This is a genomic window from Pseudonocardia sp. TRM90224 (genome assembly GCF_021245725.1).
Classification (GTDB): domain Bacteria; phylum Actinomycetota; class Actinomycetes; order Mycobacteriales; family Pseudonocardiaceae; genus Pseudonocardia.
In genome coordinates this window covers 1-26,369 of record NZ_JAJGSX010000007.1, presented here as the reverse complement: position 1 = coordinate 26,369, position 26,369 = coordinate 1, and the positions used below count along the sequence as shown (strand labels likewise).

At 72.0% G+C, this 26,369-nt stretch carries 28 protein-coding genes; 14 read left to right on the top strand and 14 right to left on the bottom strand.

The features are described 5' to 3' along the window. Window positions 1-443: 443 nt before the first annotated feature. Both LL648_RS12835 and LL648_RS12830 read right to left on the bottom strand, forming a co-directional pair. Entirely contained in the window at window positions 444-1,103 is a 660-nt protein-coding gene (locus tag LL648_RS12835) for a class I SAM-dependent methyltransferase (protein ID WP_232662752.1), read from the bottom strand. Further along, on the bottom strand, window positions 1,100-1,687 hold the full coding sequence (locus LL648_RS12830) for a helix-turn-helix domain-containing protein (RefSeq protein ID WP_232662751.1): 588 nt from the start codon (window positions 1,685-1,687) through the stop codon (window positions 1,100-1,102). Before LL648_RS12830 ends, LL648_RS12835 begins: the two co-directional genes overlap by 4 nt. Before the next feature lie 90 nt (window positions 1,688-1,777). On the opposite strand from LL648_RS12830, the gene LL648_RS12825 reads away from it, so the two are divergent. Beyond that, window positions 1,778-2,785 (top strand): NAD(P)/FAD-dependent oxidoreductase, encoded by a 1,008-nt coding sequence (locus tag LL648_RS12825; protein ID WP_232662750.1) that lies wholly within the window; start codon window positions 1,778-1,780, stop codon window positions 2,783-2,785. Between the two features lie 21 nt (window positions 2,786-2,806). Here the strand turns inward: LL648_RS12825 and LL648_RS12820 are convergent, their stop codons facing one another. The 6 genes from LL648_RS12820 to LL648_RS12795 all read right to left on the bottom strand — a co-directional run bounded on the left by LL648_RS12820 (window position 2,807) and on the right by LL648_RS12795 (window position 8,649). Continuing rightward, the gene (locus LL648_RS12820) at window positions 2,807-3,730 is read right to left on the bottom strand and encodes an NAD-dependent epimerase/dehydratase family protein (protein WP_232662749.1); all 924 of its coding nucleotides are present in this window, start codon (window positions 3,728-3,730) and stop codon (window positions 2,807-2,809) included. Beyond that, complete coding sequence (locus LL648_RS12815; RefSeq protein WP_232662748.1) at window positions 3,727-5,070, bottom strand: FAD-binding oxidoreductase; 1,344 nt, start codon at window positions 5,068-5,070, stop codon at window positions 3,727-3,729. Before LL648_RS12815 ends, LL648_RS12820 begins: the two co-directional genes overlap by 4 nt. A 94-nt stretch (window positions 5,071-5,164) precedes the next feature. Then, complete coding sequence (locus LL648_RS12810; RefSeq protein WP_232662747.1) at window positions 5,165-6,004, bottom strand: helix-turn-helix domain-containing protein; 840 nt, start codon at window positions 6,002-6,004, stop codon at window positions 5,165-5,167. A 317-nt stretch (window positions 6,005-6,321) separates the two neighbouring features. Next, window positions 6,322-7,077 (bottom strand): DUF4184 family protein, encoded by a 756-nt coding sequence (locus LL648_RS12805; protein ID WP_232662746.1) that lies wholly within the window; start codon window positions 7,075-7,077, stop codon window positions 6,322-6,324. Window positions 7,078-7,098: 21 nt separating this feature from the next. Beyond that, window positions 7,099-7,350: a hypothetical protein gene (locus LL648_RS12800; RefSeq protein ID WP_232662745.1), complete on the bottom strand. Its 252-nt coding sequence runs from the start codon at window positions 7,348-7,350 to the stop codon at window positions 7,099-7,101. A gap of 96 nt (window positions 7,351-7,446) precedes the next feature. Continuing rightward, on the bottom strand, window positions 7,447-8,649 hold the full coding sequence (locus tag LL648_RS12795; RefSeq protein ID WP_232662744.1) for an MFS transporter: 1,203 nt from the start codon (window positions 8,647-8,649) through the stop codon (window positions 7,447-7,449). A 101-nt stretch (window positions 8,650-8,750) separates the two neighbouring features. Here LL648_RS12795 and LL648_RS12790 point away from each other — a divergent pair, with 101 nt between their 5' ends. The 4 genes from LL648_RS12790 (at window position 8,751) to LL648_RS12775 (ending at window position 12,977) form a co-directional block, all read left to right on the top strand. Then, on the top strand, window positions 8,751-9,617 hold the full coding sequence (locus LL648_RS12790) for a LysR family transcriptional regulator (protein ID WP_232662743.1): 867 nt from the start codon (window positions 8,751-8,753) through the stop codon (window positions 9,615-9,617). A 44-nt stretch (window positions 9,618-9,661) separates the two neighbouring features. Then, on the top strand, window positions 9,662-10,111 hold the full coding sequence (locus LL648_RS12785) for a helix-turn-helix transcriptional regulator (protein WP_232662742.1): 450 nt from the start codon (window positions 9,662-9,664) through the stop codon (window positions 10,109-10,111). 4 nt (window positions 10,112-10,115) lie between these two features. Then, entirely contained in the window at window positions 10,116-10,541 is a 426-nt protein-coding gene (locus tag LL648_RS12780; protein WP_232662741.1) for a VOC family protein, read from the top strand. Window positions 10,542-10,610: 69 nt separating this feature from the next. After that, window positions 10,611-12,977 (top strand): ATP-binding cassette domain-containing protein, encoded by a 2,367-nt coding sequence (locus LL648_RS12775; RefSeq protein WP_232662740.1) that lies wholly within the window; start codon window positions 10,611-10,613, stop codon window positions 12,975-12,977. Between the two features lie 3 nt (window positions 12,978-12,980). Here LL648_RS12775 and LL648_RS12770 read toward each other — a convergent pair whose 3' ends face one another. Further along, window positions 12,981-14,021 (bottom strand): LacI family DNA-binding transcriptional regulator, encoded by a 1,041-nt coding sequence (locus tag LL648_RS12770; protein ID WP_232662739.1) that lies wholly within the window; start codon window positions 14,019-14,021, stop codon window positions 12,981-12,983. A gap of 31 nt (window positions 14,022-14,052) precedes the next feature. On the opposite strand from LL648_RS12770, the gene LL648_RS12765 reads away from it, so the two are divergent. The 6 genes from LL648_RS12765 (at window position 14,053) to LL648_RS12740 (ending at window position 19,332) form a co-directional block, all read left to right on the top strand. Continuing rightward, window positions 14,053-15,243 carry an MFS transporter gene (locus LL648_RS12765; protein ID WP_232662738.1) on the top strand — a complete coding sequence of 397 codons (1,191 nt, stop codon included), beginning with the start codon at window positions 14,053-14,055 and terminating at the stop codon, window positions 15,241-15,243. A 32-nt stretch (window positions 15,244-15,275) separates the two neighbouring features. Beyond that, entirely contained in the window at window positions 15,276-15,704 is a 429-nt protein-coding gene (locus LL648_RS12760) for a MarR family winged helix-turn-helix transcriptional regulator (protein WP_232662737.1), read from the top strand. Window positions 15,705-15,706: 2 nt separating this feature from the next. Beyond that, window positions 15,707-16,363 carry a hypothetical protein gene (locus LL648_RS12755; RefSeq protein ID WP_232662736.1) on the top strand — a complete coding sequence of 219 codons (657 nt, stop codon included), beginning with the start codon at window positions 15,707-15,709 and terminating at the stop codon, window positions 16,361-16,363. A gap of 129 nt (window positions 16,364-16,492) precedes the next feature. Next, entirely contained in the window at window positions 16,493-16,714 is a 222-nt protein-coding gene (locus LL648_RS12750; protein ID WP_232662735.1) for a hypothetical protein, read from the top strand. Window positions 16,715-16,791: 77 nt separating this feature from the next. Beyond that, the gene (locus tag LL648_RS12745) at window positions 16,792-18,333 is read left to right on the top strand and encodes an FAD-dependent monooxygenase (RefSeq protein WP_232662734.1); all 1,542 of its coding nucleotides are present in this window, start codon (window positions 16,792-16,794) and stop codon (window positions 18,331-18,333) included. A 33-nt stretch (window positions 18,334-18,366) separates the two neighbouring features. Continuing rightward, window positions 18,367-19,332, top strand: a complete 966-nt coding sequence (locus LL648_RS12740; protein WP_232662733.1) for a zinc-binding dehydrogenase — start codon at window positions 18,367-18,369, stop codon at window positions 19,330-19,332. A gap of 6 nt (window positions 19,333-19,338) precedes the next feature. On the opposite strand, the gene LL648_RS12735 is transcribed toward LL648_RS12740, so the two are convergent. Continuing rightward, window positions 19,339-19,854 carry a CGNR zinc finger domain-containing protein gene (locus tag LL648_RS12735; protein WP_232662732.1) on the bottom strand — a complete coding sequence of 172 codons (516 nt, stop codon included), beginning with the start codon at window positions 19,852-19,854 and terminating at the stop codon, window positions 19,339-19,341. A 99-nt stretch (window positions 19,855-19,953) separates the two neighbouring features. On the opposite strand from LL648_RS12735, the gene LL648_RS12730 reads away from it, so the two are divergent. After that, a complete protein-coding gene (locus tag LL648_RS12730) occupies window positions 19,954-20,679 on the top strand; it encodes an SDR family oxidoreductase (RefSeq protein ID WP_232662731.1) in 726 nt (241 codons plus the stop codon). An 18-nt stretch (window positions 20,680-20,697) separates the two neighbouring features. Then, complete coding sequence (locus LL648_RS12725) at window positions 20,698-22,368, top strand: MOSC and FAD-binding oxidoreductase domain-containing protein (protein ID WP_232662730.1); 1,671 nt, start codon at window positions 20,698-20,700, stop codon at window positions 22,366-22,368. On the opposite strand, the gene LL648_RS12720 is transcribed toward LL648_RS12725, so the two are convergent. The 4 genes from LL648_RS12720 to LL648_RS45740 form a co-directional block, all read right to left on the bottom strand. Beyond that, window positions 22,278-23,528 (bottom strand): MFS transporter, encoded by a 1,251-nt coding sequence (locus LL648_RS12720; protein WP_232662729.1) that lies wholly within the window; start codon window positions 23,526-23,528, stop codon window positions 22,278-22,280. The genes LL648_RS12725 and LL648_RS12720 overlap by 91 nt on opposite strands. Before the next feature lie 129 nt (window positions 23,529-23,657). After that, window positions 23,658-23,996, bottom strand: coding sequence for a winged helix-turn-helix transcriptional regulator (locus LL648_RS12715; RefSeq protein WP_232662728.1), 339 nt, complete (start codon window positions 23,994-23,996; stop codon window positions 23,658-23,660). A 54-nt stretch (window positions 23,997-24,050) separates the two neighbouring features. Continuing rightward, window positions 24,051-25,220 (bottom strand): Gfo/Idh/MocA family protein, encoded by a 1,170-nt coding sequence (locus tag LL648_RS12710; RefSeq protein ID WP_232662727.1) that lies wholly within the window; start codon window positions 25,218-25,220, stop codon window positions 24,051-24,053. Continuing rightward, window positions 25,103-25,672 carry an HNH endonuclease signature motif containing protein gene (locus LL648_RS45740; protein WP_374112042.1) on the bottom strand — a complete coding sequence of 190 codons (570 nt, stop codon included), beginning with the start codon at window positions 25,670-25,672 and terminating at the stop codon, window positions 25,103-25,105. The genes LL648_RS12710 and LL648_RS45740 overlap by 118 nt, the downstream gene beginning before the upstream one ends. A gap of 407 nt (window positions 25,673-26,079) precedes the next feature. Here LL648_RS45740 and LL648_RS45735 point away from each other — a divergent pair, with 407 nt between their 5' ends. Then, window positions 26,080-26,316: a helix-turn-helix domain-containing protein gene (locus tag LL648_RS45735; protein WP_374112034.1), complete on the top strand. Its 237-nt coding sequence runs from the start codon at window positions 26,080-26,082 to the stop codon at window positions 26,314-26,316. The last annotated feature ends 53 nt before the right edge of the window (window positions 26,317-26,369 follow it).

The following is a 26,369-nucleotide window of genomic DNA, read 5'->3' as shown; positions in this document are numbered from 1 at the left end:
CCGCTCGATCAGCTCGGCCCGGTTCATGCCCGGACCATAGCCGACCGCGGTGACAATTCCAGCGGATTTCGGCCGGCAGCATTCGTCCCCTGCCGAGCCTGCAGGCGCGGCTCGACAGGGATCGACAGAATGGTGATGGGTCGGCCTACGGCATCAGCACTTGTTCCGTCGCTCCAGCTGGCACCCACTGGCGACGCGGCATGATCTCTGCTCCCACAGCCCGGGACAACAGGTCCAGTAGCTGCAGCCTTGTGGTGGGCAGAAGTTCGCGCAGGTCTCCCACGACGCGGCCGCGTTCGCCTTCGGTGCGACCAGGCCAAGGACCCGGTCAGCGAGCTTGCCCACTATTTCCATCATCTTTTTCCTCTCGGTCGGAGAGGATCTGAATAGCATGTCGGAAGTGTCTCGACAAGGCATTGCGTTACGGCTGGCGGCAATTTCCCCTACGGATTTTGTCCAGCATTTGTTGGGGGCGGCGTATTCGAGCGGCGTGCGCAGATGACGGCGTCGACGCCGGTGCCCGCCTGGCGCCGTGGGCGGTCGGCGGCAACCACGAACTCCCACCCGTCGGGTTCGAGCGCAGCGACCGCCTCGTCGACGGAGACCTGCACCTGGCCGGCCGCGGGCGTCGCGGTCCCGGTCGCCGGGTCGACGGGACGGTGGCCGACCAGCAGCAACGTCCCGCCGGGCGCGACGCCGGCCGCCATCCGCCGGACCATCTCCCGCACCGACCCCGCCACGTGGACGTAGAGGCAGGCGACGAGGTCGTAGTGCTCGGGCTGCGGCGCCCACGTCGCGAGATCGCCCTCGACCCAGTCGACACGCGCCGCGACGTCCCCGCCGACGGTCTCGGCCGTCGCCCGGCCGTGCGCCAGCGCGGTCGCGGCGAAGTCGACGGCCGTCACCCGCCACCCCCGTGCGGCGAGCCAGAGCGTGTCGGACCCGTGGCCGCAGCCGGCGTCGAGCGCGCGGCCGGGGCGCAGGTCCCCGGCGGCGTCGGTCAGGTGGGCGTTCGGGGGCATCTTCGCGATCGTGTCGCCGTGCTCGCGCAGGGCTTGCGACCAGCGTTCCTCCCAGAATTCCCGGTCGAGGGTCGCGCTCACGACCGCACCTCCATCCGTGTCGAGGGTGTGTCCTGGTGTCCGCGGCGGGCGTCGCGGTCGAAGATCCCCAGCACCTCGGTCGGCCCGCCGGCGGTGCCGATGGCGTGGGGGAGCATGGTGGGGAACTCCGCGGCCTGGTTGGTCTCCACGCGCAGGCGGCGGTTCCCGAGCAGCAGGATCGCCGTGCCCGACAGCACGACCAGCCACTCCCGGCCCGGGTGGGCCCGCAGGCGAGCGGGGTTGTCGGGTGGCGGGTCGACCATCCGTTGTCGCATGACGGTGAGGTCGGGGTCGGCGCGCACTGCCCAATGCATCGTGTGGCGTGCCGCGTCGTGGACGGGGTTGCTGATGACGTCCTCGGTGCTCGTCTCGACCAGCTGGTCGAGCGACGTGTCCAGTGCGCGCGCCAGCGTGACGAGCTGGTCGAGAGCGAGGCGCCGCTGACCCGTCTCGATGCGGCTGAGCGTGGACGGGCTGATCCGGGCCCGGGCGGCCAGCGCGTCGAGCGACCAGCCCTGCGCGACCCGCAGCGCGCGGATCCGCTTGCGCACGAGGCTGTCGAGCTCGCCGTCTTCTTGCGTCATAGGCAAGACTGTATGCCAATCACGCAGGACGTGCGTAGCGTCGGTCTGGACGGGCCGTTCCGGCCCACTCGACGCGAGAAAGGCCTCACCATGTCCACGACCACGGGTTTCGAGAGCGACGAGCTGCCCGGCACGACCGTCGATGCCGTGGTGGTCGGCGGCGGCGCCGCCGGGCTGAACGGTGCGCTGATGCTGGCCCGCTCCCGCCGCTCGGTCGTCGTGATCGACAGCGGCACACCCCGCAACGCACCCGCCGACGGCGTGCACGGCCTGCTCGGCCACGACGGGGTCCCGCCCGCGGAGCTGCTGCGTGCCGGCCGCGCGGAGGTGCGCCGCTACGGAGGGCGGATCGTCGCCGGCGAGGTCACCGCCGCCGCTCCCGCCGCCTTCTCCGCGGAGGGCGACCCCCGCTTCACCATCGAATTGGCCGACGGCACCGTGGCGCACACGCGCCGGCTGCTGATCGCCACCGGCCTGCGCGACCAGCTGCCCGACGTCCCCGGGCTGGCCCCGCACTGGGGCAGCGGCGTCGTGCACTGCCCGTACTGCCACGGCTGGGAGGTGCGGGACGAGCCGATCGGCGTGCTGGCCGTCGGCCCGGCCTCGGTCCACCACGCCCTGCTGTTCCGGCAGCTGACCGCCGATCTCGTCTACTTCACCCGCGGCACCGACCTCGACGACAACACCCGCGACCGATTCGCCGCGCGGGACATCCGCGTCGTCGACACGCCGGTGACGGAGGTCGTCTCCGCCGGCGCCGGCATCACCGGGGTCCGGCTCGCCGACGGCCAGGTCGTGCCTCGCCGAGTCATCGCGGTGGCGACCACCATGCTTGCGCGGACTGCCGGCCTCGACGGGCTCGGCCTGCCGATGGAGGACCTGCCCAACGGCATGGGCCGCCGCTTCGTCACCGGCCCGGCGGGCACCACCGCCATCCCGGGCGTCTGGGTGGCGGGCAACGCCACCGACCTGACCGCCCAGGTAGGCGCGTCCGCCGCCGCCGGCGCGATGGCAGGCGCGCACATGAACGCCGACCTGGCCACGGCCGACACCGACACGGCACTCGCCGCCGTTCGTCGCGGAGCGACAGCTGCCTGAGCAATCGTGATCCGGGCTGGGTCAGCGGGCGTTGTCGGCCCGCCACTTGACGTAGTCGGCCACCGCGTCGGCGACGTCGAAGGCCGGGGTGAAGCCGGTGTCGCGGGTGAGGCGCGTGATGTCGAGGTGGGGATCGGCGCCGGGCCCGTGCTGCCGCCCCGGCAGGAGGTCGAGCGGCAGGCCCGGGGTGATCGCCGTCAGGGCGTCCGCGAACTCGCGGTTGGCGACCGGGCGGCCGCTCGACACGTTGTAGGTGTCGTGCTGCAGGGTCTCCGCGCTGGTCAGCAGCGCGATCGCACGTCCGGCGTCCGGTGCGTAGCAGCAGTCGCCGCCGTCATCGGCGTAGAGCGGCCGCGGCTCCTCGCCGCGGAGCACGGCGTTGATGAACGGCGGGATGTGGAAGAAGGGCGATTCCGGGTCGACGAGCGGGCCCCAGATCGTGCCGATCCGGAGCACGACGGGCTGCACACCGCTGCCCTGGAGGCTGTGCGTGGTGATCGGCTCGACGGCCTTCTTGAAGGCGATGATCAGGTGCGGCAGCGCCGTGGTGGGCTGGTCGAGGTCCTCGGTCCACGGGATCTCCGGCCGGCCGATGTACACGCCGAGGCTGCTTGCGACGGCGAATCTGCGCACCTGCCATGCGCGGGCGGCGTCGAGGGCGTTGAGCAGGCCGGTGAGGTCGGTGCGGAAGAAGTCGACCGGGTCGTCGGGGATGCTGCCGGCGAGGTGGACGATGTCGCTGATCTCGTGGCGCTCGCCGAGCGCGAGAAAGGCGTCGCGATCGGTGACGTCGAGCGGTTCCACGGTCACCCGCCCGGCGAGGAACGACGGGATCTCGCCTCGGCGGTGGGTGGTCACAACGACGTCGTGCCCGAGGTCGAGCAGCGCGCGGGCGGTGTGGGCGCCGATCATGCCGAGCCCACCGGTGACGAGGATCTTGCTCATGGCGTTTCCTTAGCTGGTCGAACGGCTTGGGGGAAGTCGAAGAAGCTGTGCGGGTCGTACGCGCTCTTGATCGCGGCCAGTCGCGAGTGGTTGCCGCCGTGGTAGGCCCGGCCCGGGTCGTCGAGCGCGAGGTCGGGGAAGTTGGGGTAGACGCGGCCCGAACCGTCGACGTGGGCGGTCGCCCACGAGTCGTCGATCCACGGATCGGTGGTCGCGGCGATGTGCCCGAGCAGGAAGCGCTGGTCGCGGTGGGCGAACGCCGTCGCGTCCTTGGCGACCCGGTTGTAGGCGCCGCCCATCGCGGCGAACGTGATCTCCCGGGTGCCCGTGGTGCGTGGTTCGCCGAGCCGGGTCAGCAGGGTCGCGAGCGTCGAGTCGGCCAGCGCCCGGGAGAAGAACTCCGACCTGGTCCGCAAGGCACGTTCGGGTGCGTCCGCAGGCTCGGCGAAGGAGCTCTTCAGCTGGTGGAACGGCAGGCCGCCGCGCAGGTCGAACGTGGGGGCGACGCCCGCCCGGCCGGCGAACTCCCGCAGCAGCTCGCGGGTCGTCCGCTCGTCGAAGAGCGACGATCCGAAGAGGCGGGCCTGCACCGGCGCGTCCGGTTCGGACATGAGGGAGAGGTCGACGGTGAGCTCGTCAGGAGCGTCCGGGGCCCAGGCCTGCCAGATGGAGACCAGGTCCGCCAGCGAAATGCCGGACCAGCGCGCCTCGACGCGCGTGGCCGTCGGCTCGGGAACGGTGGCGAACCGCAGCGACGTGACCACCCCGAACTGACCACCGCCCGCGCCCCGCAGCGCCCAGAACAGGTCCGGTTCACGATCGTCGTCGCAGTCGACGACGCTGCCGTCCGCGAGCACGACCCGCGCGCCGACGAGACGGTCGCACGTCAGGCCGTGCTTGCGCCCGAGCAGGCCGATGCCGCCGCCGAGGGTGAGGCCGGCGATGCCGACGGTGGGGCCGCATCCGGCCGGCAGGGTGCGGCCGTGGGTGTGCAGCTCTGCGTAGACCCTGGCCAGGCGGGCGCCGGCGTCGATCGTCGCGATCCCGCCGTCGGCCACCGAGATGTCGTCGAAGCCGGCCAGGTCGAGCACGATCCCGTCCGTCGACGACCGGCCCACGAAGCAGTGCCCGCCGCCGCGAGGGGCGATGCGGTCGCCCGTGGCCGCCGCGTGCGCGATGGCGCCGACGACGTCGCGGACCGTGTGGCACCGGACGACCAGCCGCGGCCGGACGTCCCGGTGGTTGACGTCGGCCGGGCGGCGGACCTCGTCGTAGCCGGGTGAATCGGGGCTGAACCACTCGCCGTCGAGCGAGCTGCGGAAGTCGGCGGGATCGGGCACGAGCTCAACCTACGAGCGGCCGGCCGACCGGGATTGAACGAAACGAGCAGACCCGCAGACCCGCAGACCCGCAGACCCGCAGACCCGCAGACACTCAGAAGCGCAGGGGCGGCCGGCCGCGAGTGGCGAGGAACGGCTTGTAGGACGCGGAGTGCTCGTGGCCGCAGAGGCAGCGGTCGACGTCGCCGCCGAGGAGCTTGCGCGGGGTGAGACCGGTCAGGCGGAGGCACTCCCGGCTGAGATGGGCCTGGTCGGCGTACCCCGCGTCGATCGCGAGCCCGGCCACCCCGTCGGTGCCGCGCCGACCCGATGCCGTGGTGCCGGCCTGGGCCAACGCGAGGAAGCCCTGGAAGCGCAACGTCCGCTGGAGGACCTTCGGGCCCATCCCGACCGCGTTCAGGCACCTGCGGCGCAGCTGGCTCTCCGAGAGCGCGAGGTGGGTGGCCAGCCTGCGGATGTCGACCGGATGCCACGGCATCAGCACTTTCACCGCTTCGCCGACCAGCGGGTCGACGCGCACGGTGTTGCGGTACTCGTGCAGGAGGTGCGCCTGCAAGACCATCAGCGACCGGTCGGGCGACCCGGCCACCGCCATCGTGTTGACCAGGCGGTCCACCGGGCTGCCCCAGAGCTCCGGCAGGGCGAGGCGCTGGTCGAGGAGGTCGTCGAGCACCGTCGGGAGGGGCGGTGCGGTGCCGGGGTGGAACCGGACACCCACGAGGGTGGTGTGCGCCGGGATGACCTCGATCTGCGGGCCGGTCAGCGGGCCGAGCAGCTGGGGACGGCCGCCGATCGGGAAATGGATCTCGACCCCGCCGGTCGGCACGTGCCGCTGGACGTACGCCGTGTCGCCGGTGCGCTGGATCCAGACCGTGCGCACCACACCCGCCAGCTCCGGAAACGGCGGGCTCTCGACGTAGGAGCCCTCGGCCACCTGCGAACCCAACCGTCCGCCGGTCCCGACGTCAAGGCCTTCCCCGGCAAAGCGGGCGGGCGGTGTGCCAGGAAAGTCCGTCATGGCCCTCCGGGCCGCCACGAGGGATGTGAATCCGTGCTGGGGCGCGCTCGGGTCCGCGGCCTGCGAGTAGGTCGAGGGCCGGAAGTCTGCGCGGTGGTCTGCCCGGTCACACGCGACCCAGGACTGGGCCGGCCGGGGTGCCAGGAAAGCCACTTTCCTGTCCTGTGGTGCCAGGAAAGCCACTTTCCTGGCAACGTGTGCGGAACGCACACACCTGGGTCACCACGGCGCGGTCACGACACCGTCGTCCGCCTGCGGCCCCACGTCGCCGCGTGCCAGAGCAGGGCGTAGCCGCCGAGGACGACCAGCGCCCCGCGGGTTGTTCCGATCAGCGTGTGGCGGACGACGTCGTAGCCGGTGATCCAGGCCTCGGGGGCGGTGAGGGCGGCGGCGGCTCCGGCGGCACCGGCGAGGACCAGCGCCACCACGAGCAGGCGGCGTTGCCTCGTCGGGGACACGCCCCTGGCCGTCGGCGGTGTCCGCCGGTACCAGCCGGCGACGGTCACCCCGATGATCACGAGCCCGCCGACGGCCGAGACGTAACCGATCACGTTGTAGACCGTGTGCGGCCCGACGACCGTCGCCCGCAGCCACGGCCATGCGCGCACCAGCGGGCTGCGTGCGTGCGTGACCATGTCCCACAGCACGTGCGTGATCGCGCCGGCGGCGATCGAGACGACCACCACGGCAGCGCCGCCCAACCCGCGGTTGCCGACCCACCACGGCGCCCCGCCGAGGCGTGCCCGCAGTCCCGCCGGCGCGACGGCGATCAGCGGCCCCCGCGCGACGACGAAGGCGACCAGCACTACGGCTCCGAGCACGACGTCGAGGCTCACCGCGGCCGTCAGGGTGTGTGTCGCGCCCAGCCCGCCCGGCACCGGGAGGTAGCTCGCGACGTCAGGCGCAACCGAACCCGCGACGAGCGCGGGAAGGCACAGCCACCTCCGGAGAGGCAGCACCGCGGCCGGATGGGCGAGCGTGAACGGCACCCGCCCATCCTGACCTGCCGGTCAGAAGTCCCGGCTCTGGGTGCCGACGCCCTGGTCGCGGCCGTCCGTGCCCCAACCGTCCTCACGACCGTCCTCACGGCCGTCTTCCCGGCCGTCCTCCCGCCCGTCTTCCCGCCCGTCGGCGCTCGCCGCCACGACGCCGACGCCGGTGACCCGCGTTCCGTCCGGATTCGCGCCGTTCTGGAGCGCGCCCAGCGCCGGCGCGCCGAGGACGAGCAGTGTCGCGAGCATCAGCTGAACCGTCTTCTTCACGGATTCCCCCCATGTTGTGAATCGGTGGGACAAGCTCAACCCGATGCCGCTGATTTGTCCAACGATTCCTTCTCATGGGCGAATTAGTGAAACCGATCAATCGGATCGGCGCAACCGGCCCGAGGTAATTGCGACGAGCAATGCGGCCGCGGTCAGCACCATGCCGAACCAGAACACACTGCGCACGCCGAGATGGTCCGCGAGCAGCCCGCCGAACATCGCCCCGAGCGCGATCGAGGTGTTGTACGCCATGGTGTTGAGCGACATCGCGGCCTCGAACGTGTCGGGCGCCGCCGCCTGGGTCATGGTGAGCTGGCTCAACTGCACCACGCCGAACGACACGCCCCACAGCGCGAGGGAGCCGACCGGTACCGCGGTCCCGTTGCCCAGTGTGAGCAGCAGCAACAGCGAAACCACGAGCCCGGTGCAGCCGACGGCGAAGCTGGCTCGCAGGTGCTTCGTCACGGCGTGGCCGGCCACGAAGTTCCCCACCGCCCCACCGACGCCGTAGATCATCAGTAGCCCGGTGACGGTCGCCGCGGTCGCGGCCGAACCGTCTTCCAGGAATGGGCGGATGAACGTGTACGCGCCGAAATGGCCGAGCACAAACAGCACGACGACGACCATCACCGAACGCAGCCGCCCGTTCCGGAGCGGGAGCTGGAAGACCTCCCGCACCGGCACCGCATTCTGCGCCGGCAACGACGGAAGCGTGCAGGCGACCGCGAGGAACACGATCGCGCTCAACCCGCTCCAGATGAGGAACGTCGTGCGCCAGTCGGTGAGGCTTTCGAGGAGCGTGCCCAGCGGGATGCCCACCACCGCGGCGACCGAGATGCCGGACATCACCACCGCCGCGGCCCGGCTCGCGTGCCGGCCCGGCACGATGCGCATCGCCATGCTGACGCCGATCGCCCAGAACACCCCGCTGGCGAACCCCATGACGAGCCGCGTCGTCAGGACGAGCGGGTAGTTCGGCGACACGGCGGTGACGAGGTTGCCGATCGCCAGCACCGCCAGCAGCGCCGAGAGCATCACGCGCCGGTCGACGTGCCGGGTCCAGGCGACGATGAACGGCACGCCCAGGCCGGCCGAGAGGCCGTAGAGCGTCACCATCAGCCCGGCCGCACCGACCGAGATGCTCAGGCCCGAGCTCAGCGGGGTGAGCAGGCCGACCGGCATCAGCTCGGTGGTGAGGAAGACGAACAGGCTGGCCGTGATGGCGGCAACACCCAGCCAGGCCCTCAGTGTCGAGTGCTGGGTCGTCGATTGCTGGCGTCCAGCGTGTGTGGTGGTCATGTCATCTCTTCCATCGAGGGTCTGCCTCCATCAGAGCCTGCGACGATCGATGAGTCCAACACATGTTTGTCACGCCATCGATCTCGATGCACGATGGATGGGTGGAGCTCCAGCAGATGCGCTACGTCGTTGCCGTCGCCGAGACGAGCAGCTTCACCCGGGCTGCCGCGCGGTGCCTCGTCGTCCAGTCGGCGCTCAGCCACCAGATCGCCCGCCTGGAGCGTGAGCTGGGCGCGCGGCTCTTCGAGCGCACCAGCCGCCGGGTGCAGCTGACGCCGGCCGGCGCGGCGTTCCTGCCCGCCGCCCGCCAGTGCCTCGACGCCGCCGAGCGCGCGGCCGCGGAGGTCGCCGCGGCGGTCGGTGAGATCCGCGGCCGGCTCGCCGTCGGCCTGATCTCGACGGTCGCCGCGGTCGACGTGCCTCGTGCGCTGCGCGAGTTCCGCCGCCGGTACCCGCACGTGCGCGTCAGCCTGCGGGCCGGCGCGAGCGACGACCTCGTCGAGGCCGTCCGGCAGGGCATCGTCGAAGTGGCCTTCCTCGGGCTGCCGACGACGGCCCGGCTCGAGGGCGTCGACGGTCGTGAGCTCGCGCGCGACCGGCTCGTCGCCGTGGTTGCGCCCGACCACCCCCTCGCGGGCGAGTCGGAGGTGAGCCTCGAACGGCTCTCCGCGGAGCCCTTCGTGGACCTGCCGCACAAGACGGCCGGACGCATCCAGTCGGACCTGGCGTTCGAGGCGGCCGGTCTCACCCGCGACGTCGCCTTCGAGGTGACCACCGCGTACCTGACGGCCCGGCTGGTCGAGGAAGGGCTCGGCGTCGCGCTGCTCCCCTCGACGTTCGTCCCGCAGCTGACGGGCGTCACCACGATCGAAGTGACCGACGCGCCGGCGCGGGTCGAGCACGTCATCTGGAGCCGGGCCGGGCGCACCCCCGCGGCGTCCGCTTTCCTCGCCGTCCTCGACGGGTGAACCGCTCTTGGGCAACACCGCTCTGACGTGGCACGATCCGGCACGTGCCCACCAGGCCCGCTGCGGATCAGCACCTGCGCGACCTCGCGCTGCTGCGTCGCGTGCGCGACCGGATCGACCGGGAGCACGCGCAGCCGCTCGACGTCGAAGCGCTGGCCAGAGGGGTGAACATGTCGGCCGGGCACCTCAGTCGCGCGTTCCGCAACGCCTACGGCGAGTCGCCCTACGCGTACCTGATGACGCGGCGCATCGAGCGGGCGATGGCGTTGCTGCGCCGCGGCGACCTGAGCGTCACCGAGGTCTGCTTCACCGTCGGTTGCTCGTCGCTCGGCACCTTCAGCACCCGGTTCACGGAGCTGGTCGGGGTGCCGCCGAGCACCTACAAGCGGCGCGCCGCCCGCGCGACCGCGGGGATGCCGTCGTGCGTCGTGAAGCGCGTGACGAGACCGATCAGGAATCGAGAAGCACCGGTTCCCGAGCCGCACCTAGCGTGACGCCATGACATCCGAACCGGTCGACCTGACCGTCCACGCGAGCTTCCTGCCCCTCGACGACCCGGACGCGTCGCTGGCGTTCTACCGCGACGTGCTCGGCTTCGAGGTCCGCGGCGACGTCGGGTACGAGGGCATGCGCTTCATCACCGTCGGTCCGGTCGGGCAGCCGAGCACGTCCATCGTGCTGAACCCGCCGGGCGCCGACCCGGGCATCACCGAGGACGAGCGCCGCACCATCGCCGAGATGATGGCGAAGGGCACCTACGCCGGCGTCGTGCTGGCGACCAAGGACGTCGACGGCATCTTCGAGCGGGTGCAGGCCAGCGGCGCCGAGGTCGTGCAGGAGCCGATGGACCAGCCCTACGGGGTGCGCGACTGCGCGTTCCGCGATCCCGCCGGCAATATGATCCGGATCCAGCACCGGGCCTGACGCCGGGTCAGTTCCCCATGCGCTGCCCCCGAGCGGCGCCGATCCGACAGCCGACAGATGGAGACACGGATGAGCACGGATCCGCGGCACGTCGCCGACAGCCACGACCTGATCCGCGTGCACGGCGCCCGTGAGAACAACCTCAAGGACATCAACGTCGAGCTGCCCAAGCGCCGCCTGACCGTCTTCACCGGGGTCTCCGGCTCCGGCAAGAGCTCGCTCGTGTTCAGCACGATCGCCGCCGAGTCGCAGCGGATGATCAACGAGACGTACAGCGCGTTCCTGCAGGGGTTCATGCAGACGCTCTCGCGGCCCGACGTCGACGTGCTCGACGGGCTGACCACCGCGATCATCGTCGACCAAGAGCGGATGGGCGCGAACCCGCGCTCCACGGTCGGCACCGCCACCGACGCGAACGCGATGCTGCGCATCCTGTTCAGCCGGCTCGGGCAGCCGCACATCGGCCCGCCCAACGCGTTCTCGTTCAACGTCCCCTCGGTGCGGGCGTCCGGCGCGATCACCGTGGAGCGCGGCGGCAAGACGAAGGCCGAGAAGGCGACGTTCAACCGGCTCGGCGGCATGTGCCCGCGCTGCGAGGGCATGGGCTCGATCAACGACGTCGACCTGACCGCGCTCTACGACGACAGCAAGTCGCTCAACGAGGGTGCGCTGACGATCCCCGGCTACAGCATGGAGGGCTGGTACGGGCGCATCTACCGCGGCTGCGGCTGGTTCGACCCCGACAAGCCGATCAGGGAGTTCACCAAGAAGGAGCTGCACGACCTGCTGTACCGGGAGGCCACCAAGATCAAGGTCGAGGGGATCAACCTGACCTACCTCGGCCTGATCCCGCAGATCCAGAAGACGTACCTGTCGAAGGACATCGACTCGCTGCAGCCGCACGTGCGCGCGTTCGTCGAGCGCGCGGTGACGTTCACGACCTGCCCGGAATGCGAGGGCACCCGCCTCGCCGCGGAGGCCCGCTCGTCGAAGATCGCCGGGATCAGCATCGCCGACGCCTGCGCGATGCAGATCAACGACCTCGCCGAGTGGCTGCGCAAGCTGGCGGAGCCGTCGGTGGCGCCGCTGCTCACGGCGCTGGGGGAGACCCTCGACTCGTTCGTCGACATCGGACTGGGCTACCTGTCGCTGGATCGGCCGGCCGGCACGCTCTCGGGCGGCGAGGCGCAGCGCACCAAGATGATCCGGCACCTCGGCTCGTCGCTCACCGACGTCACGTACGTCTTCGACGAGCCGACGATCGGCCTGCACCCGCACGACATCCAGCGCATGAACGAGCTGCTCCTGCAGCTGCGCGACAAGGGCAACACGGTGCTCGTGGTGGAGCACAAGCCGGAGGCGATCGCGATCGGCGACCACGTCGTCGACCTCGGGCCCGGCGCCGGCACCGCCGGTGGGGAAGTGGTCTTCGAGGGCACCGTCGAGGGGCTGCGGGGCAGCGGCACGCTCACCGGGCGGCACCTGGACGACCGGGCCGCGCTGAAGCCGTCGGTCCGGGCGGCGTCGGGGGCGCTGGAGGTGCGTGGGGCCGGCACGCACAACCTGCGAGACGTCGACGTCGACATCCCGCTCGGGGTGCTCTGCGTGATCACCGGCGTGGCGGGCTCGGGCAAGAGCTCGCTGATCCACGGCTCCGTCGCGGGCCGCGACGGTGTCGTGGCCATCGACCAGGGCGCCATCCGCGGCTCGCGCCGCAGCAACCCCGCCACCTACACCGGGCTGCTGGAGCCGATCCGCAAGGCGTTCGCGAAGGCCAACGGGGTGAAGCCGGCGCTGTTCAGCGCCAACTCCGAGGGCGCGTGCCCGACGTGCAACGGTGCCGGTGTCATCTACACCGACCTGGGCATGATGGCCGGGGTGTCGAGCACCTGCGAGGACTGCGAGGGCAAGCGGTTCCAGGCGTCGGTGCTGGAGTACCACCTGGGCGGGCGGGACATCAGCGAGGTCCTGGCGATGCCGGTGGCCGAGGCCGAGGAGTTCTTCGGCGCGGGTGAGGCCCGCATCCCGGCCGCGCACACGATCCTCGACCGGCTCAAGGACGTCGGCCTCGGCTACCTCAGCCTGGGCCAGCCGCTCACCACGCTCTCCGGCGGCGAGCGGCAGCGGCTGAAGCTGGCCACGCGGATGGGGGAGAAGGGCGGGGTCTACATCCTCGACGAGCCGACCACCGGCCTGCACCTCGCCGACGTCGAGCAGCTGCTCCTGCTGCTCGACCGGCTCGTCGACGCCGGCAAGTCGGTGATCGTGATCGAGCACCACCAGGCGGTCATGGCGCACGCCGACTGGATCATCGATCTCGGGCCCGGGGCGGGCCACGACGGGGGCCGGATCGTGTTCGAGGGCACCCCGTCCGACCTCGTCGCTGCGCGCTCGACGCTCACCGGCGAGCACCTCGCGGAGTACGTCACGAAGTAGCCGTCAGCGGGTGCTGCTCCGCACGACCGTGCTCCAGGCGGCCGCGGTGGTCGGGGCGCGATCGCCGACCGCGACCAGCGCGCACGCCCGCCCCTGGTCGAACATCGACTGGGCGATCGTCGTGAGGCCGGCGCCGCTCGCGTCCGGGTCGTCGTCCCACCCGGCCACCGCCAGGTCGGCGGGCACGGTGAGCCCGCGCCGGCGGGCGGCGTCGAGCACGGCGAAGGCGAGCTGGTCGCTCATGGCGACCACCGCGTCGGGGTTGCAGGTGTCGAGCAGCTCCTCGGCCATGGGCGCGGCGACGGCGCGGTCGTTGTGGGCGGCAACGGCGACGGGCAGGCGTAGCGGGTCGGGACCGGCCTCGGCGAAGTGGTCGTAGATGCCGAGCAGGCGCTCGCGTGTGACGGGGAACGTGACGAGCTCGGGCTGCGGCCCGAACTCCAGGCGCGGCCTGCGGTCGCGGTCGAACGGGAGGCTGAGCACCGCCGGCCGCAGCGCGCCCCGGACGGTGCGTGCGGTCAGCTCGCGCGCGGAGGCGCGGTTGTTGATGCCGATCACCTGCGCGCCGCGGACGGCCGGCCCGCCGTGGATCGCGACGGGCTTGTCGAGGCCGCTCAGCACCTCGAGGACGGGGTCGGCATCGACGGTCGTCCAGACGATGTAGCCGTCGACGGACGCCGACCGGACGCGCTCGGCGTCGTCGTCCGCGCCGGTGGTCGGGATGAGGTTCAGGCCGGTCCCGCGCTCGCGGCACACCTCGGCGACCCCGGCGAGGAAGCGGCGGGCCTGCGGGTCCTCGAACGCGTAGGCGAGGTGCTCGCCGAGCACGACGCCGATCGCGCCGTTGTGGCGGCGGCGCAGCGAGCGCGCGGTCGGGTCGGGGCCGCGGTAGCCGAGCGCGGCCGCGACCTCGCGGACCCGGCGCAACGTACCGGGCGCGACCCGTTCGGGCTGGTTGTAGCAGTACGACACCGTCATCGGGGAGACGCCGGCGCGGCGCGCGACCTCGGCCATGGTGATGCGCGGCGACCCTGGATCCTGCACCGGCACAGCCTATCTGTGTATCGTTACACAAGTGGGCATATCCCAGATCTCGCGAACCGGTGTCGCGCTGGCGACGCTCAGTGCCGCCTGCTTCGTCTCGGTGACGTCGGAGAACCTGCCCGTCGCGCTGCTGCCGGATCTGGCGGCCGGGTTCGGCGTCCCCGAATCGGCGATCGGCCTGCTGGTCACGGGCTACGCGGTGGTCGTCGCGGTCACCGTGGTGCCGCTCGTGGCCATGACCTCGCGGTGGGACCGGCGGACGGCCGCGCTGGTCACGGTCGCGGCGATCGCGGCGTTCAACCTGCTGCTGGCCGTCGCGCCGGGTTACGGCGTCGCCGTGGTCGCGCGGACGATCTCGGCGGCCGGGCACGGCGTGTTCTGGTCGATCGTCGCGCCGATGGCCGCGCGGCTGCTCGGACCGGGCCAGGGCGGCCGTGCGACCACGGTGGTCTTCGCCGGGAACTCGCTCGCCTTCCTCTTCGGGCTCCCGCTGAGCTCGTGGCTCGGCGCGGCGATCGGGTGGCGGCCGACGGCGCTCGCGCTCGCCGGCGTCGCCGCGCTGGCCGTCGTGCTCATCCGCGCGACGGTCGACCCGATGCCACCGGGGGATCAGACGACCCGGCAGGGACTCGCGGCGATCCGGGAGGTCGTGGCCGACCGTTCCCTCGCCGGGGTCAACCTGGTGACGGCGGTTGTGGTGACCGGGCACTTCGCGGCCTTCACCTACATCACCGTGATCATCGCGCAGTACGTCGGCCTGACCGGTGCGGCGACATCGGGTCTCCTGCTCGCGCACGGCGCGGCCGGCCTGCTGGGGCTCGTGCTGATCGGCAGGCTGGTCGACGGGCGGCCCCGGGCGACAGGACTCCTGGTCACCTGTGGCGCTGCCGCGTGCATGCTCGCGCTGCTCGTCATCGGGGCGGATGGGGCGCAGGTCGGCGCGGTCGTGGTTGTGCTCTGGGCCGTGCCGGCCGGCGGGATGGCCGTGGTGCTGCAGGCCGCGGTGCTGCGTGTCGCCGACACCCGGCAGGACCTCGCCTCCGCCGTCTACATCGTCGCCTTCCAGATCGGCATCGCGCTCGGGGCCTGGATCGGCGGGGTCGGGCTGGATCGCGGCAGCCTGGTCGCCGCGGTGGCGACGGCGGCGATCTGCGGGCTGGTCGGGGCGGCCGTCATGCTGCGCTCGGCCGCGTTCCGAACGCTGGTGCAAGACAATGGTTGATATCTACCAGTAATTCTGGCCAAGCTGGACCCATGGACGGAACGCCCCGTCGGCCAGGGCCGACATCGGAGATCGTCGACATGCTGTTCGCGGTCACCGACCACCTCAAGGCCCAGTTCGCCGACATCGCGGCAGGGGAGCGGCTGACGGTCGTGCAAGCCCGGACGGTCCTGCGCATCTACGGACCGGTGCCGATGCGTGCGCTGGCCGCCCGGATGGGCTACGACGCGTCGAACATGACCGGGATCGTCGACGGGTTGGAGTCGCGCGGGCTCGTCGAGCGCAAGGTCCTGCCCGCGGACCGCAGGGTGAAGCACGTCGAGCTCACCGGGCACGGCGTCGAGGTGCGCGACCGGATGCGCGAGCAGCTCGCCGAGGATGCCCCCGCGATCGGCCGGCTCGACGAGGCCGACCGGGTGGCGCTGCACGCGATCCTCAGCCGCGCCGTCGAGCGGTCGTAACCGTGCCTGCGTTCACGGCCAAGCGCGGCCGGCAGCTCCTGCTCGTGCTGCACGTGCTCGCGTCGGTCGGGTGGGTGGCGATGGCCGTCGTCCAGCTCACGCTGCTGGCCAGGGCCTTCGGCATGGACGGGGGCGACCGGCTGGTCACGTTCGAGACGGCGCTGTTCCTCGAGAACGAGATCCTCGACCCGTTCGGGATCGTGACCGCCTACACCGGGCTCATGCTCAGCGCGTTGACGCCATGGGGTTACTTCCGGCACCACTGGGTCACCGTCAAGTTCTGGCTGACGCTGGTCGCGGTCCTGCTCGGCAGCCTCTACCTGGGCCACACGCTGGAAGGGATCGTCGAGGCCGAGCGTGGCGGAGCGGCGTGGTCGGCGACGTCGCTCGTCGTCGGCACCTGCTGGACGCTCGGTTCGCTGGTGCTGATGGTCTGGGTCTCGATCGCGAAGCCGTGGGGTCGTCGCGGCGCCCGCGCGGGGCGGCCGGCCGACTGGACGCCGCCCGCGTGGGTGTATGCCGCGGCGGTCGTGGTGCCGGTCGTCGAGTACGTCGCCAAGCTCGACTACCCGATCATGACGCTGGCGGCCGTGATCGGTGTCGCGGTGCACCGCGGGCGCCGGATCCGGGCCGGCCGGCCGGCCGCGGCGGCGCGCTGACGGGCGACGGCGGAGGAATCGGCCGGACGACGTCCGTCCGCTGCTCGGGCGTCCACGATTCCTGGAACGGGCCGGATCCGTCCGCGACGATCGTCCGGAACGGTCCGGCACGCCATCGGGGAGGCACGCATGTCCGTAGTCGAGAAGATGCACGACCGCGTCGCGAGGACGGGTGAGCGCCTGCTCGCGCGGTTCGTCCCGAAGGCGATCGCCGAGGCGGGGTACTGCGAGATCCCGGAATGGTGCTGCGCCCTCGTCAGCGCGGGCCGGATGGAAGAGGGCGAGATCTGGTACAACCCCGACACTGGTCGGCCCTGCAGCGGGTGCGTCACCAACGGCCGGCGGTGCTGATCGACCGATGATCGGCCGCTGAGCGGCTGAAGCGCCGGTGCAAGCCGGGTGAGATGACGCCCCTGCACCGTGTCGGCATGCAGAACGTGGATGCCGAGGTGGACGTGCTCGTCGTCGGCGCCGGGCCGGTCGGGCTGACCGCCCGCGCGCTGCTCGAACGCTGGGGCGTGCGGGCGATGGTGGTCGAGAAGCACGCCGAGCCGGCGCCGTTCCCGCGGTCGCGGCTGGTCAACGTGCGGTCGATGGAGATCTTCCGGCTGCTCGGGCTGGCCGACGGGATCAGGGCGCGCGCGTTCCCTCCGGAGTTCGGTCGCATCCGCTTCCGCGCCACCTTGCGGGACGACGACTTCGTGTCGTCGGCGATGGTGGGGATCAACGCGCCGATCCCGGAGAGTCCCGAGATCGGCGCGGTGACTTCGCAGGACCGGCTGGAGCCCCTCTTGCTCGCCGCGCCGGGCGCGGGGGTGCGGTTCGGGGTCGAGCTGGTCGACGTGACCGAGGAGGACGGCCGCGTCATCGCCTCGCTCCTCGACCGGCGCGAAGGTGTCGCGAGCCGCGTCAACGCCCGCTACCTGCTCGCCGCCGACGGCGCGAACTCGACGGTCCGGCAGCTGCTGGACATCGGCACCGCGGGCCCTGGTGTGCTCAGCCGCCTGACCACCGTCGTCTTCGACGCCGACATCGACCGCTGCAGCGCCGACCACCCCGCCGGGGTCTACCTGACGCTGCAGGGGTCGTTCCTGCCGCTCTACCCCGAAGGCGGCTGGGGTTGGATCCGGCCGACGCCGGCCGACCCGGAGAGCGCCGACTGGCCCGCCCTGGTCGCCAGCGCGATCAGCGAGGACGCCGACGTGAAGGTTGCCGTCGAGCGCGTCGAGCACTGGGCGGTGAACGCGTTCGTCGCCGAGCGCTTCCGGCACGGTCGCGTCCTGCTGGCGGGTGACGCCGCGCACGCCGTGCCGCCGGCGGGTGGGCTCGGCATGAACGCCGGCATCGCCGATGTGCACAACCTGTGCTGGAAGCTCGCGGGGGTGCTCCGCGGTTGGGCCGGGCCTGGCCTGCTCGACTCCTACGAGGCGGAGCGGCAGCCCGTCGCACACCGGACGCTGCGCCAGGCGGTGGCCAACTCCCGGCTCATGCACGAGATGCAGAACGAGCGCAACCAGCAGGGTGCCGACCGGCCGTGGGCGGACCGGTACTTCGCCCAGCTCGGGCTCGTGCTGGGTGGGACGTACCGCTCGGCCGCGCTCCTGCCCGACGGCAGCGGCGCCGAACGGGATGAGGAGGCGCCGGGTGAGGAAGCGACGGACTACGTTCCGACCGCCGCCCCCGGCCGTCGTATGCCGCACCTGTGGCTCACCCCGGGCCGCTCCACGCTCGACACGGTGGGCGAGTGGTTCACCCTGTTCACCGCGGATCCCGCCGGTTGGGCACGGCCCGTCGACGGGGTGCCGCTGCACGTCGAGCCGCTGCCCGACGAGCTCGCCGAGGCCTGCGGCATCTCCCGGCACGGCGCGGTGCTCGTCCGGCCCGACGGCCACGTCGGGGCTCGCTGGCGCGATCGGCCTACCGACACCGCGGCGTTGCACAGCGCGTTGGCCACGGTCACCGCGGCTTGACCTCGAGTCGGGTGCAGGTTCCAGGCTTGGGCCATGCGAGCGATCATGGTGACCAGGTTCGGTGCTCCCGACGTCCTCGAGCCCGTCGAGCTGCCGACACCCGAGCCCGGGAGGGGTGAGATCCGCGTCGCCGTCGGTGTGGTCAACGTCGTCTGGATGGACGCCCGGATCAGGGCGGGCAAGGGGCCGGCGGTGTTCGCCGTCGCGCCGCCGTACGTGCCGGGCAGCGGGGTCGCGGGCACGGTCGATGCCATCGGTGACGACGTCGACGAGGGCTGGCTCGGCGCCACTGTGGTCACCCGTGCCGGCGAGGCCTACGGCGGTGGATACGCCGACACGGTGGTCGGACGACCGGAGACGTCGTTCCCGCTGCCGGCGGGGATGGACCTGCGCAGCGCGATGGCTGTCATGGACGACGGGAGCACCGCGCTGGGCCTGCTCGAGGTCACCCCGGTGCGCGCGGCCGAACGGGTGCTGGTCGCGCCGGGAGTCGGCGGACTCGGCAACCTGCTGGTGCAGCTCCTCGTGCGGACCGGCGCGACCGTCATCGCGGCCGTCCGCGGTGCGGACAAGCTGAGTGCCGCGCGTGCGCTCGGTGTGGCCGCGGTCGACTACTCGGCAGCCGGCTGGTCCGACGCGGTGCGTTCGATCACCGGCGGGCACGGCCTGGACGTCGTGTTCGACGGCGTCGGCGGCTCGGTCGGGGTGGCGGCGGCGAACCTGCTGGTGGACGGTGGCCGGTTCTCCGGCTACGGCATGAGCAGCGGTTCCGAGGCGGCGTTGAGCGGGACGGACCGGCGGGTGCGGGTGCTCGGTATGTCGCAGCTGCCGGGACTGTGGACGGACGGCCCGCGGCGCGTCCGGCACGTGCTGGACGAGACCGCCGCCGGCCGGCTCGCCCCGATCATCGGCCGGACCTACCCGCTGGGTGCGGCGGCCGAGGCGCACGCCGACATCGAGGCGCGCAGGTTCATCGGGAAGAGCCTGCTGCTGGTCTGACGTGGGCTATTCCCCCTGCTGGCTGCGCTGGTAGTGCCGGCGGGCCTTCAGCCGGTTGCCGCAGACCTTCATCGAGCACCAGCGGGCGGTGTTGGGACGGCTGCGGTCGAGCAGGAACAGGTGGCACTCGTCGTTCGCGCACGGGCGCAGCCGGCCGGGCAGCTGCTCCTGCACCCGGCCCCACGCCAGGAGCGCGCGGGCGGCGAGGCGCCGGTCGTCGTCGGTGTCGAGGCGCCAGCTCAGGCCGGTGCCGTCGATGTCGGGAACCAGGCGCACCCCACGCAGTGCGGGCCCGAGCGCGCTCGCCGGCTCCGCCCCTCGCACGACGGCCTGCAGCCGGTCGCGGACGCGGCGCAGGTGCGTCGCCTCCGCCGCTGAGCCCACGCCGCCGCGGGCGCGGGCCCACGCGGTCGCGGCGGCGTCGTCGGCCAGCAGGTCGGTCGGACCGTCCGCGGTGACCGGCGTGGTGTTGAGCAGGTCGAGCAGGACGACCTCGCCATCCGGGTCCACCGTGTGCTTCATGACACGATTCTAACCGTGATGCTGTCGTTGACAAGTTAGATATCCGCGGTGTGTGATTCCTGGAAACCTAACCAACTATTCAACGATGGGTAGTTAGCCATGACTGAGATCGGCCAGCTGCAGGACCGCACCGTGCTCGTCGTCGGCCGCGGTAGCGGGATCGCCCGCGCCGTTGTGCTCGCCGCGCGGGACGCCGGGGCGAACGTCGTCGCAGCCGGCCGCAACGCCGACGCGCTGGCCGCCGCGTACGCCGGCGAGGACCGGATCACCGTCGAGACCGTCGACGTCACCGACGACGCCTCGATCGTCGCGCTCGGGGAACGGCTCGGCTCCCTCGACCACGTCGTCAGCACCGCGTCGGCGCGCGCCCGCGGGCGGCTCGCGGACCTGGATCGGGACGCCGTGCTGGCGTCGCTGAACACCAAGGTGCTCGGCCCGCTCATGCTGGCCAAGCACCTCGGCCCGCGGATCGACGCGGGCGGCTCGATCGTGCTGTTCTCGGGCGTCGCCGCCTTCAAGATCGCCATCGGGACGCTGGCCGTCGCGATCACCAACGGCGCCGCCGACACGCTGACCCGCTCGCTCGCGCTCGAGCTTGCGCCGGTGCGGGTCAACGCCATCTCGCCCGGCGTCGTCGACACGGGCGCCTGGGACGGGCTCGGCGCGGAGGGCAAGGCGGCGATGTTCGCCGACCAGGGCGAACGCAACCCCGCCCGCCGGATCGGCACCGCGCAGGACATCGCGGGCGCGGTGCTCTACGCGCTGACCGCCACGTTCCTCACCGGGGTCACGCTGGCCGTCGACGGCGGCGAAGCGCTCACCTGACAGCAGATCGGAGCGGTCATGCCCACACTTGTCTCGGTCAACGTCGGGGAGCCCCGCGACGTCGAATGGAACGGCGCCACGGTGCACACCGGCGCCTGGAAGTACCCCGTCGACGGCGGCGGCACCGCACGTCGCCTGGGCATCGACGGCGACGGGCAGGGCGACACGGCCGGTCACGGCGGGCCCAACCGGGCCGTGCTCGTCTACCAGCTCGAGTCGTACCGGTACTGGAGCGAGCGCCTGGGCCGCGGCCACCTCGAACCCGGCACGTTCGCGGAGAACCTCACCGTCGAGGGTCTCGCCGACACCGAGGTCTGCATCGGCGACCGCTACCGGATCGGCGAGGCCGAGTTCGAGGTGAGCCAGCCGCGGGTCACCTGCTATCGCGCCGGCCTGCGGATCGGGGAACCGCAGCTGGCGGCGCTGCTCGTGGCGCACCACCGGCCCGGCTTCTACATGCGGGTGGTGCGGGAGGGCCGGGTGCGGGCGGGCGACCCGATCGTCCGGACCGCGACCGGGCCGGAGCGGGTCAGCGTTGCCGATGCCGACGCGCTGCTGTACCTGCCCGACCGCGACCTCGACACGCTGCGGCGTGCGGTGCGGATCCCCGCGCTGAGCCCGGGCTGGCAGGCGTCGCTGCGGCAGCTGCTCGCGGAGGCGGAGCACCAGACCACGAAGGACGAGCCGGCGTGGGCAGGATTCCGTGCGCTGACCGTCACCGACGTGGTCCGCGAGAGCGCGGCGGTGTCGTCGATCCACCTCGCCGACCCCGAGGGCGTGGCCCTCCCGAGCGCCCGGCCGGGCCAGTACCTCACGCTGCGATCGCCGGTGGGGGTGCGCAGCTACTCGCTGTCGGCGGCGCCGGGCGCGTACCGGATCAGCGTCAAGCGTGAACTCGGCGGCGCCGTCAGCGGCTACATCCACGACACGGTGCGACCGGGCACGACCGTCGAGGCCGCCGCCCCGCGCGGCGAGTTCGTGCTCGACGACGGCGCGGCGCCCGTCGTGCTCGTCTCGGCCGGGATCGGCATCACCCCGGTCCTGGCGATGCTGCACCGGCTCGCCGCGGAACGCACCACGCGCGAGGTGTGGTGGCTGCACGCGGCCCGCACACCCGACGAGCAGGCGTTCGCCGCGGAGGCGCACGAGCTGCTGGCCACGCTGCCGTGCGCCCGCACCCGCGTCTTCCACAGCGCCGCGGGCGAGCGGCTCACCGCGGAGCGGATCGCGGAACTAGGGCTCCCCGCCGACGCGACCGCCTACGTGTGCGGGCCGGCGGGATTCATGGCCGACGTGTCGACCGGCCTGCGGGCGGCCGGCCTCGACGCGGCGAGAATCCGCAGCGAGACGTTCGGTGCGCTCGCCGCGATCAGGCCGGGGATCGTCGGCACGACCGGCCGCGCACCGCACCTGCCGGCCGGGGAGCCGGGCACCGGCCCGCGGGTGACATTCGCGCGCAGCGGCGTCACAGCGCCATTCGATACCCGCCGATCGAGCCTCCTGGAGTTCGCGGAGGCGTGCGACGTGCCCGCGCGCTGGCAGTGTCGCTCCGGGGTGTGCCGTACGTGTGAGACGCCGCTGCTCTCCGGCACGGTCGACTACTCGCCAGCACCGCTGGAAGAGCCTTCACCTGGCACCGTGCTCGTGTGTTGCGCGCGTCCGCGCGACGAGGTGGTCGTCGACATGTGATCGGACTGCGGCGCCCGTCGCACGGTCAGCAGGACCAGCAGCACGAGCGCCGCGCCGAGCCAAAGCACGCTCGGCACACCCATCGCGTCGACGACGAGCCCGCCCGCCGCGGCCCCGAACGCGATGGCGAGGTTGAACACGAAGCAGTAGACCGCCGACGCGGCCTCGGCGCTCGCCGGCGCCGCCCGCAGGACCCAGGTCTGCAACAAGACGGGCGCCCCGCCGTACGCGAGCCCCCAGATCATCAGGAGCGCCGCACCGCTCCACGGGTTCGTCCCGAGCAGCGGGAACAGGGCGAGCGTCGAGCCGAGCGCGATGACGATCACCGCGGCGGTGCGGCCGGGGAACCGCGCGGCCCGCGGGCCCGCGATCACGTTCGCGACCATGCCAAGCGCGCCGTACCCGAGCAGAAGTACGCCGACGACACCGGCGTCGACACCGGAGATGGCGAGCAGCGCCGGGCTGACGAACGTGTAGGCGCCGTAGTGGCCGGCGACGAGGAGGCCGGTGGCGACGATGCCCGCAACCAGTGGCCCGTTGCGCAGCTGCGCACGCAGGGTGGGCAGGCGGACCGGCTCGGCGGCCGGGAGGCGCGGCAGCAGCGTCAGCGCCGCGAGCAGCACGAGCGCGCTCAGACCGCCGAGCGCGCCGAACGCGGCGCGCCAGCCGAGCCAGTCGCCGACGACCGTCCCGATCGGCACCCCGAGCACGGCCGCGGCGCCGACCCCGCCGAAGATCAGCACCATCGCCCGCGGCAGGTACGCGCCGGGGACCAGCCGCATCGCGAGGCTGCCCGCGACGGCCCAGAACCCGCCGATGGTGATCCCGACGAAGAGGCGCGACACGATCAGGACGGTGTAGTTGGGCGCCAACGCCGAGACGGTGCTCGCAACGGCCATCACCGCGAGCAGCGCCGCCAGCAGCACGCGCCGGTCCAACCTGCCGATCAGCAGTGGCAGGCCGATCGCGGAGAACGCCGCGACGACACCCGGAACGGTGACGGTCTGGCCGGCCACCCCGGTGGAGACGTCGAGCTGCTGTGCGATGGCCGGGATCAACCCGACCGGCAGCTGCTCCGCGGTGATCATCGAGAAGATGCCGAGGGAAACGGTGAGCACGCCCAGCCACATGCGTGGGGTCGGGCGTTCGGGCAGGGTCACGGGAGCTCCGTTCTGCGGGCAGCCGCCATCGCCTGCGCGCCGTGGAACGGTTTTGCGCGCAGCGGTGAGTGCCCGACGGTGTCGGGTGGATGTGGTTGTGTTCGTGTCGCCCGCGGTGCGGGCGGTGGATCAGCTCACGGGCACCGGTTCGACGGGGATCCAGCGGTCGGCCCACCTGCTGAGCGCGTAGACCGCGTCGTGCAGCTCACGCCCCTTCTGCGTGAGCCGGTACTCGATCCGCACCGGTGTCTCGTCGTGCACGATCCGCTCGACGACGCCCTCGTCCTGCAGCTCCTTGAGCCGCTCGGCCAGCATGCGATCGGAGAGCCCCGGGACGACGGCCCGCAGGTCGGCGAAGCGGGTGACGTCGAGCAGCATCGCCCGCAGCACGACCCCGGTCCAGCGCTTCCCGATGAGCTCGACGGCGCGGTGGTAGCGCGGGCAGAACGCACTGTCGGTGAGGTCCACGTCCGGGACACTAACGAAAGATAAGTGCCCTCACAAGACGTAAGTCGCTTACGTTCAAGCGGTGAAGTGCGCCTGCAGCGGTGCGGGGACGCGTAGGACGTCGACGGGTCGGCCGCCGGAGCGCAGCGACTCCGTCGCCGCGACCCCGGCCGCGACGGCCTGCCGTGCTGCGATCGGCGAGGTGCGGGTCGGGGCGCCGTCGCGGACGAACCGGACGAACTCCGCGACCATCGTCGCGTCGGCACCGCCGTGCGTCCCCTCGCCGGCCGGTACGTCGACGCTGTGGTCGGGCTCGTCGCGGAATCCCGAGCGGCGGCTCCACACCTTGACGACGGCACCGTCGGTGTCGCCGAAGTTCTCCAGCCGGCCGTGCGTGCCCAGCACGGTGTAGTTGCGCCAGTAGTCGGGGGTGAAGTGGCATTGCTGATAGCTGGCGAGCACGCCGTTGTCGAGCGTCATGTGCATCATGCTGAGGTCCTCGACGTCGACGACCTCGTTGAGCGAGAGGTCCGACGGCGGCCAGTTGGCCTCGGGGTCGTACCAGTCGCGCATGAGCTGGTCGGAGCGGTCGACGCGATTGCCGTTCCCGCTGTAGACGAGCAGCCCGCCCATCGCGTTGACCCGCGTGGTGTAGCCGCCGGCGAGCCAGTGGATGACGTCGAGGTCGTGCGCGCCCTTCTGCAGCAGCAGCCCTGTGGTGTTGCGCCGGTCGGCGTGCCAGTCGCGGAAGTAGAAGTCGCCGCCGTGCCCCACGAAGTGGCGGCACCAGACGGCTTTCACCTCGCCGATTGCGCCCGCGGCGATGAGGTCGCGCATCGCCAGCACGACCGGCATGTGCCGCATGTTGTGCCCGACGTAGAGCCGCGACCCGCTGCGGCGGGCGGCGTCGAGTACGGCGTCGGCGCCCTCGACCGTGATGGCCAGCGGCTTCTCGACGAACGCCGCGACCCTGGCCTCCAGCGCCGCGATCGCGATCGACTCGTGCGTCTGGTCGGGCGTGAGGACGAGCAGCCCGTCGAGGCCGAGCGCAAGCAGCTCATCGAGCGTGCCGACGCCGGCGACGTCCGTCCCGAGTGCCGCGACCGCGGCGGCGACGCGCGCCGGGTTCACGTCGCACACGCCGACGATCCGCGACCCGGCGCCCGGCTGGTGCGCGTACTCGGCGATGCCGCTGCGGACGCCGAGGCCCATGACGCCGATGCGCAGGTCAGGTCGCTCGTGCATGGCACGAGCCTGCCACGGTGGTGGGGACTTCGGCGGGGGACCTGATCCGGATCGACATATCTGGGTGGAATGAACTCCGGTAGACCGTCGATCATCCGGACGATCCATTCGGTGGAATGAATCTCCCTGTGATGCATTCTGCACGACATGACCAGGTTGGTGATTTCGGTTGGTCCGCCGTTCTGCCATTCGATGATGTGGTGGATGACGCACCAACTCGCCGGGCGGCCGCACCGTGCGCATCCGCGGTCACGGGCGGCAACCGCTCGTCGCATTCCGTCAGGAATGACGCGGGAGAGGCGGCCGATGTCGAGTGGTCGGCTGTCGCTGTTCATGACGATCGGGATGACGGCGGCGTTGCAGGCGAGCTGGCGGAGGTCTTTGGTGGTGATGGCACCGCCGAAGTCCAGTATTGCTATCCGGACCGACGTAGTGGCCGACGACCAGTTCACCGCCGAGGTCACGGTCCGGGGATCGATGACCTACTCCACGCAGATCGGCGGCAGCACGACCGTCCCACTCCTGGAAGTCGACGGCATCACGGTCCGGTAGCCGCAAGTTGCGGAGGACCGCGCAGACTTGGGGGTGTCGTCGCAGACCGCACAACCTCTGCGAGGACACAACGGGCTCTGCGAGGTCGCGCCAAAGGCGTGCCCGCCACCCACAGCCCCGCCGGAGAGACCGTCGACAACGACGTTCTGGCTGTTTGTGAGCGCTCCGATTCGCAGGGTCGTTGCAACACCTGATCTTGTGGGGTGTTGTGGTGGGTCGTCCGCGGTTGTGTCGTGGTCGTGTTCGTGCGTTCTGGCAGGCGTTGTCGGTGTGTGGGTCGGTGGAAGAAGCCGCTGATCGTGTCGGCGTGGCGGCAACGACCGGTCGTCGCTGGTTCGCCCAGGCTGGCGGGGTGAAACCCGATCTTGCTGCGCCGTCGGGGCGGTACCTGTCCGAGACGGAACGCGAACTGATCGATCTCGGCCTGGCCGAAGGACTCTCCCAGGCCGAGATCGCGCGCCGGCTCGGTCGCCCACGGTGCACGATCAGCCGTGAACTGAGTCGCCACGGCGGCCCCACCGGGCGTGTCACGCGAACGGTGTAAGCCGCGGGTGGACCAAGATCGACCGCTGTGATCGACATGGCGGTCGGGAAGGA

Coding starts and splice junctions, on each gene's coding strand:
- LL648_RS12735 (WP_232662732.1), bottom strand. CDS start 19,854: ATGAAGCACACGGTGGACCCGGATGGCGAGGTCGTCCTGCTCGACCTG.
- LL648_RS12760 (WP_232662737.1), top strand. CDS start 15,276: ATGGACGGAACGCCCCGTCGGCCAGGGCCGACATCGGAGATCGTCGAC.
- LL648_RS12780 (WP_232662741.1), top strand. CDS start 10,116: ATGACATCCGAACCGGTCGACCTGACCGTCCACGCGAGCTTCCTGCCC.
- LL648_RS12745 (WP_232662734.1), top strand. CDS start 16,792: ATGCAGAACGTGGATGCCGAGGTGGACGTGCTCGTCGTCGGCGCCGGG.
- LL648_RS12740 (WP_232662733.1), top strand. CDS start 18,367: ATGCGAGCGATCATGGTGACCAGGTTCGGTGCTCCCGACGTCCTCGAG.
- LL648_RS12730 (WP_232662731.1), top strand. CDS start 19,954: ATGACTGAGATCGGCCAGCTGCAGGACCGCACCGTGCTCGTCGTCGGC.
- LL648_RS12775 (WP_232662740.1), top strand. CDS start 10,611: ATGAGCACGGATCCGCGGCACGTCGCCGACAGCCACGACCTGATCCGC.
- LL648_RS12830 (WP_232662751.1), bottom strand. CDS start 1,687: ATGACGCAAGAAGACGGCGAGCTCGACAGCCTCGTGCGCAAGCGGATC.
- LL648_RS12795 (WP_232662744.1), bottom strand. CDS start 8,649: ATGACCACCACACACGCTGGACGCCAGCAATCGACGACCCAGCACTCG.
- LL648_RS12820 (WP_232662749.1), bottom strand. CDS start 3,730: ATGAGCAAGATCCTCGTCACCGGTGGGCTCGGCATGATCGGCGCCCAC.
- LL648_RS12725 (WP_232662730.1), top strand. CDS start 20,698: ATGCCCACACTTGTCTCGGTCAACGTCGGGGAGCCCCGCGACGTCGAA.
- LL648_RS12710 (WP_232662727.1), bottom strand. CDS start 25,220: ATGCACGAGCGACCTGACCTGCGCATCGGCGTCATGGGCCTCGGCGTC.
- LL648_RS12750 (WP_232662735.1), top strand. CDS start 16,493: ATGTCCGTAGTCGAGAAGATGCACGACCGCGTCGCGAGGACGGGTGAG.
- LL648_RS12825 (WP_232662750.1), top strand. CDS start 1,778: ATGTCCACGACCACGGGTTTCGAGAGCGACGAGCTGCCCGGCACGACC.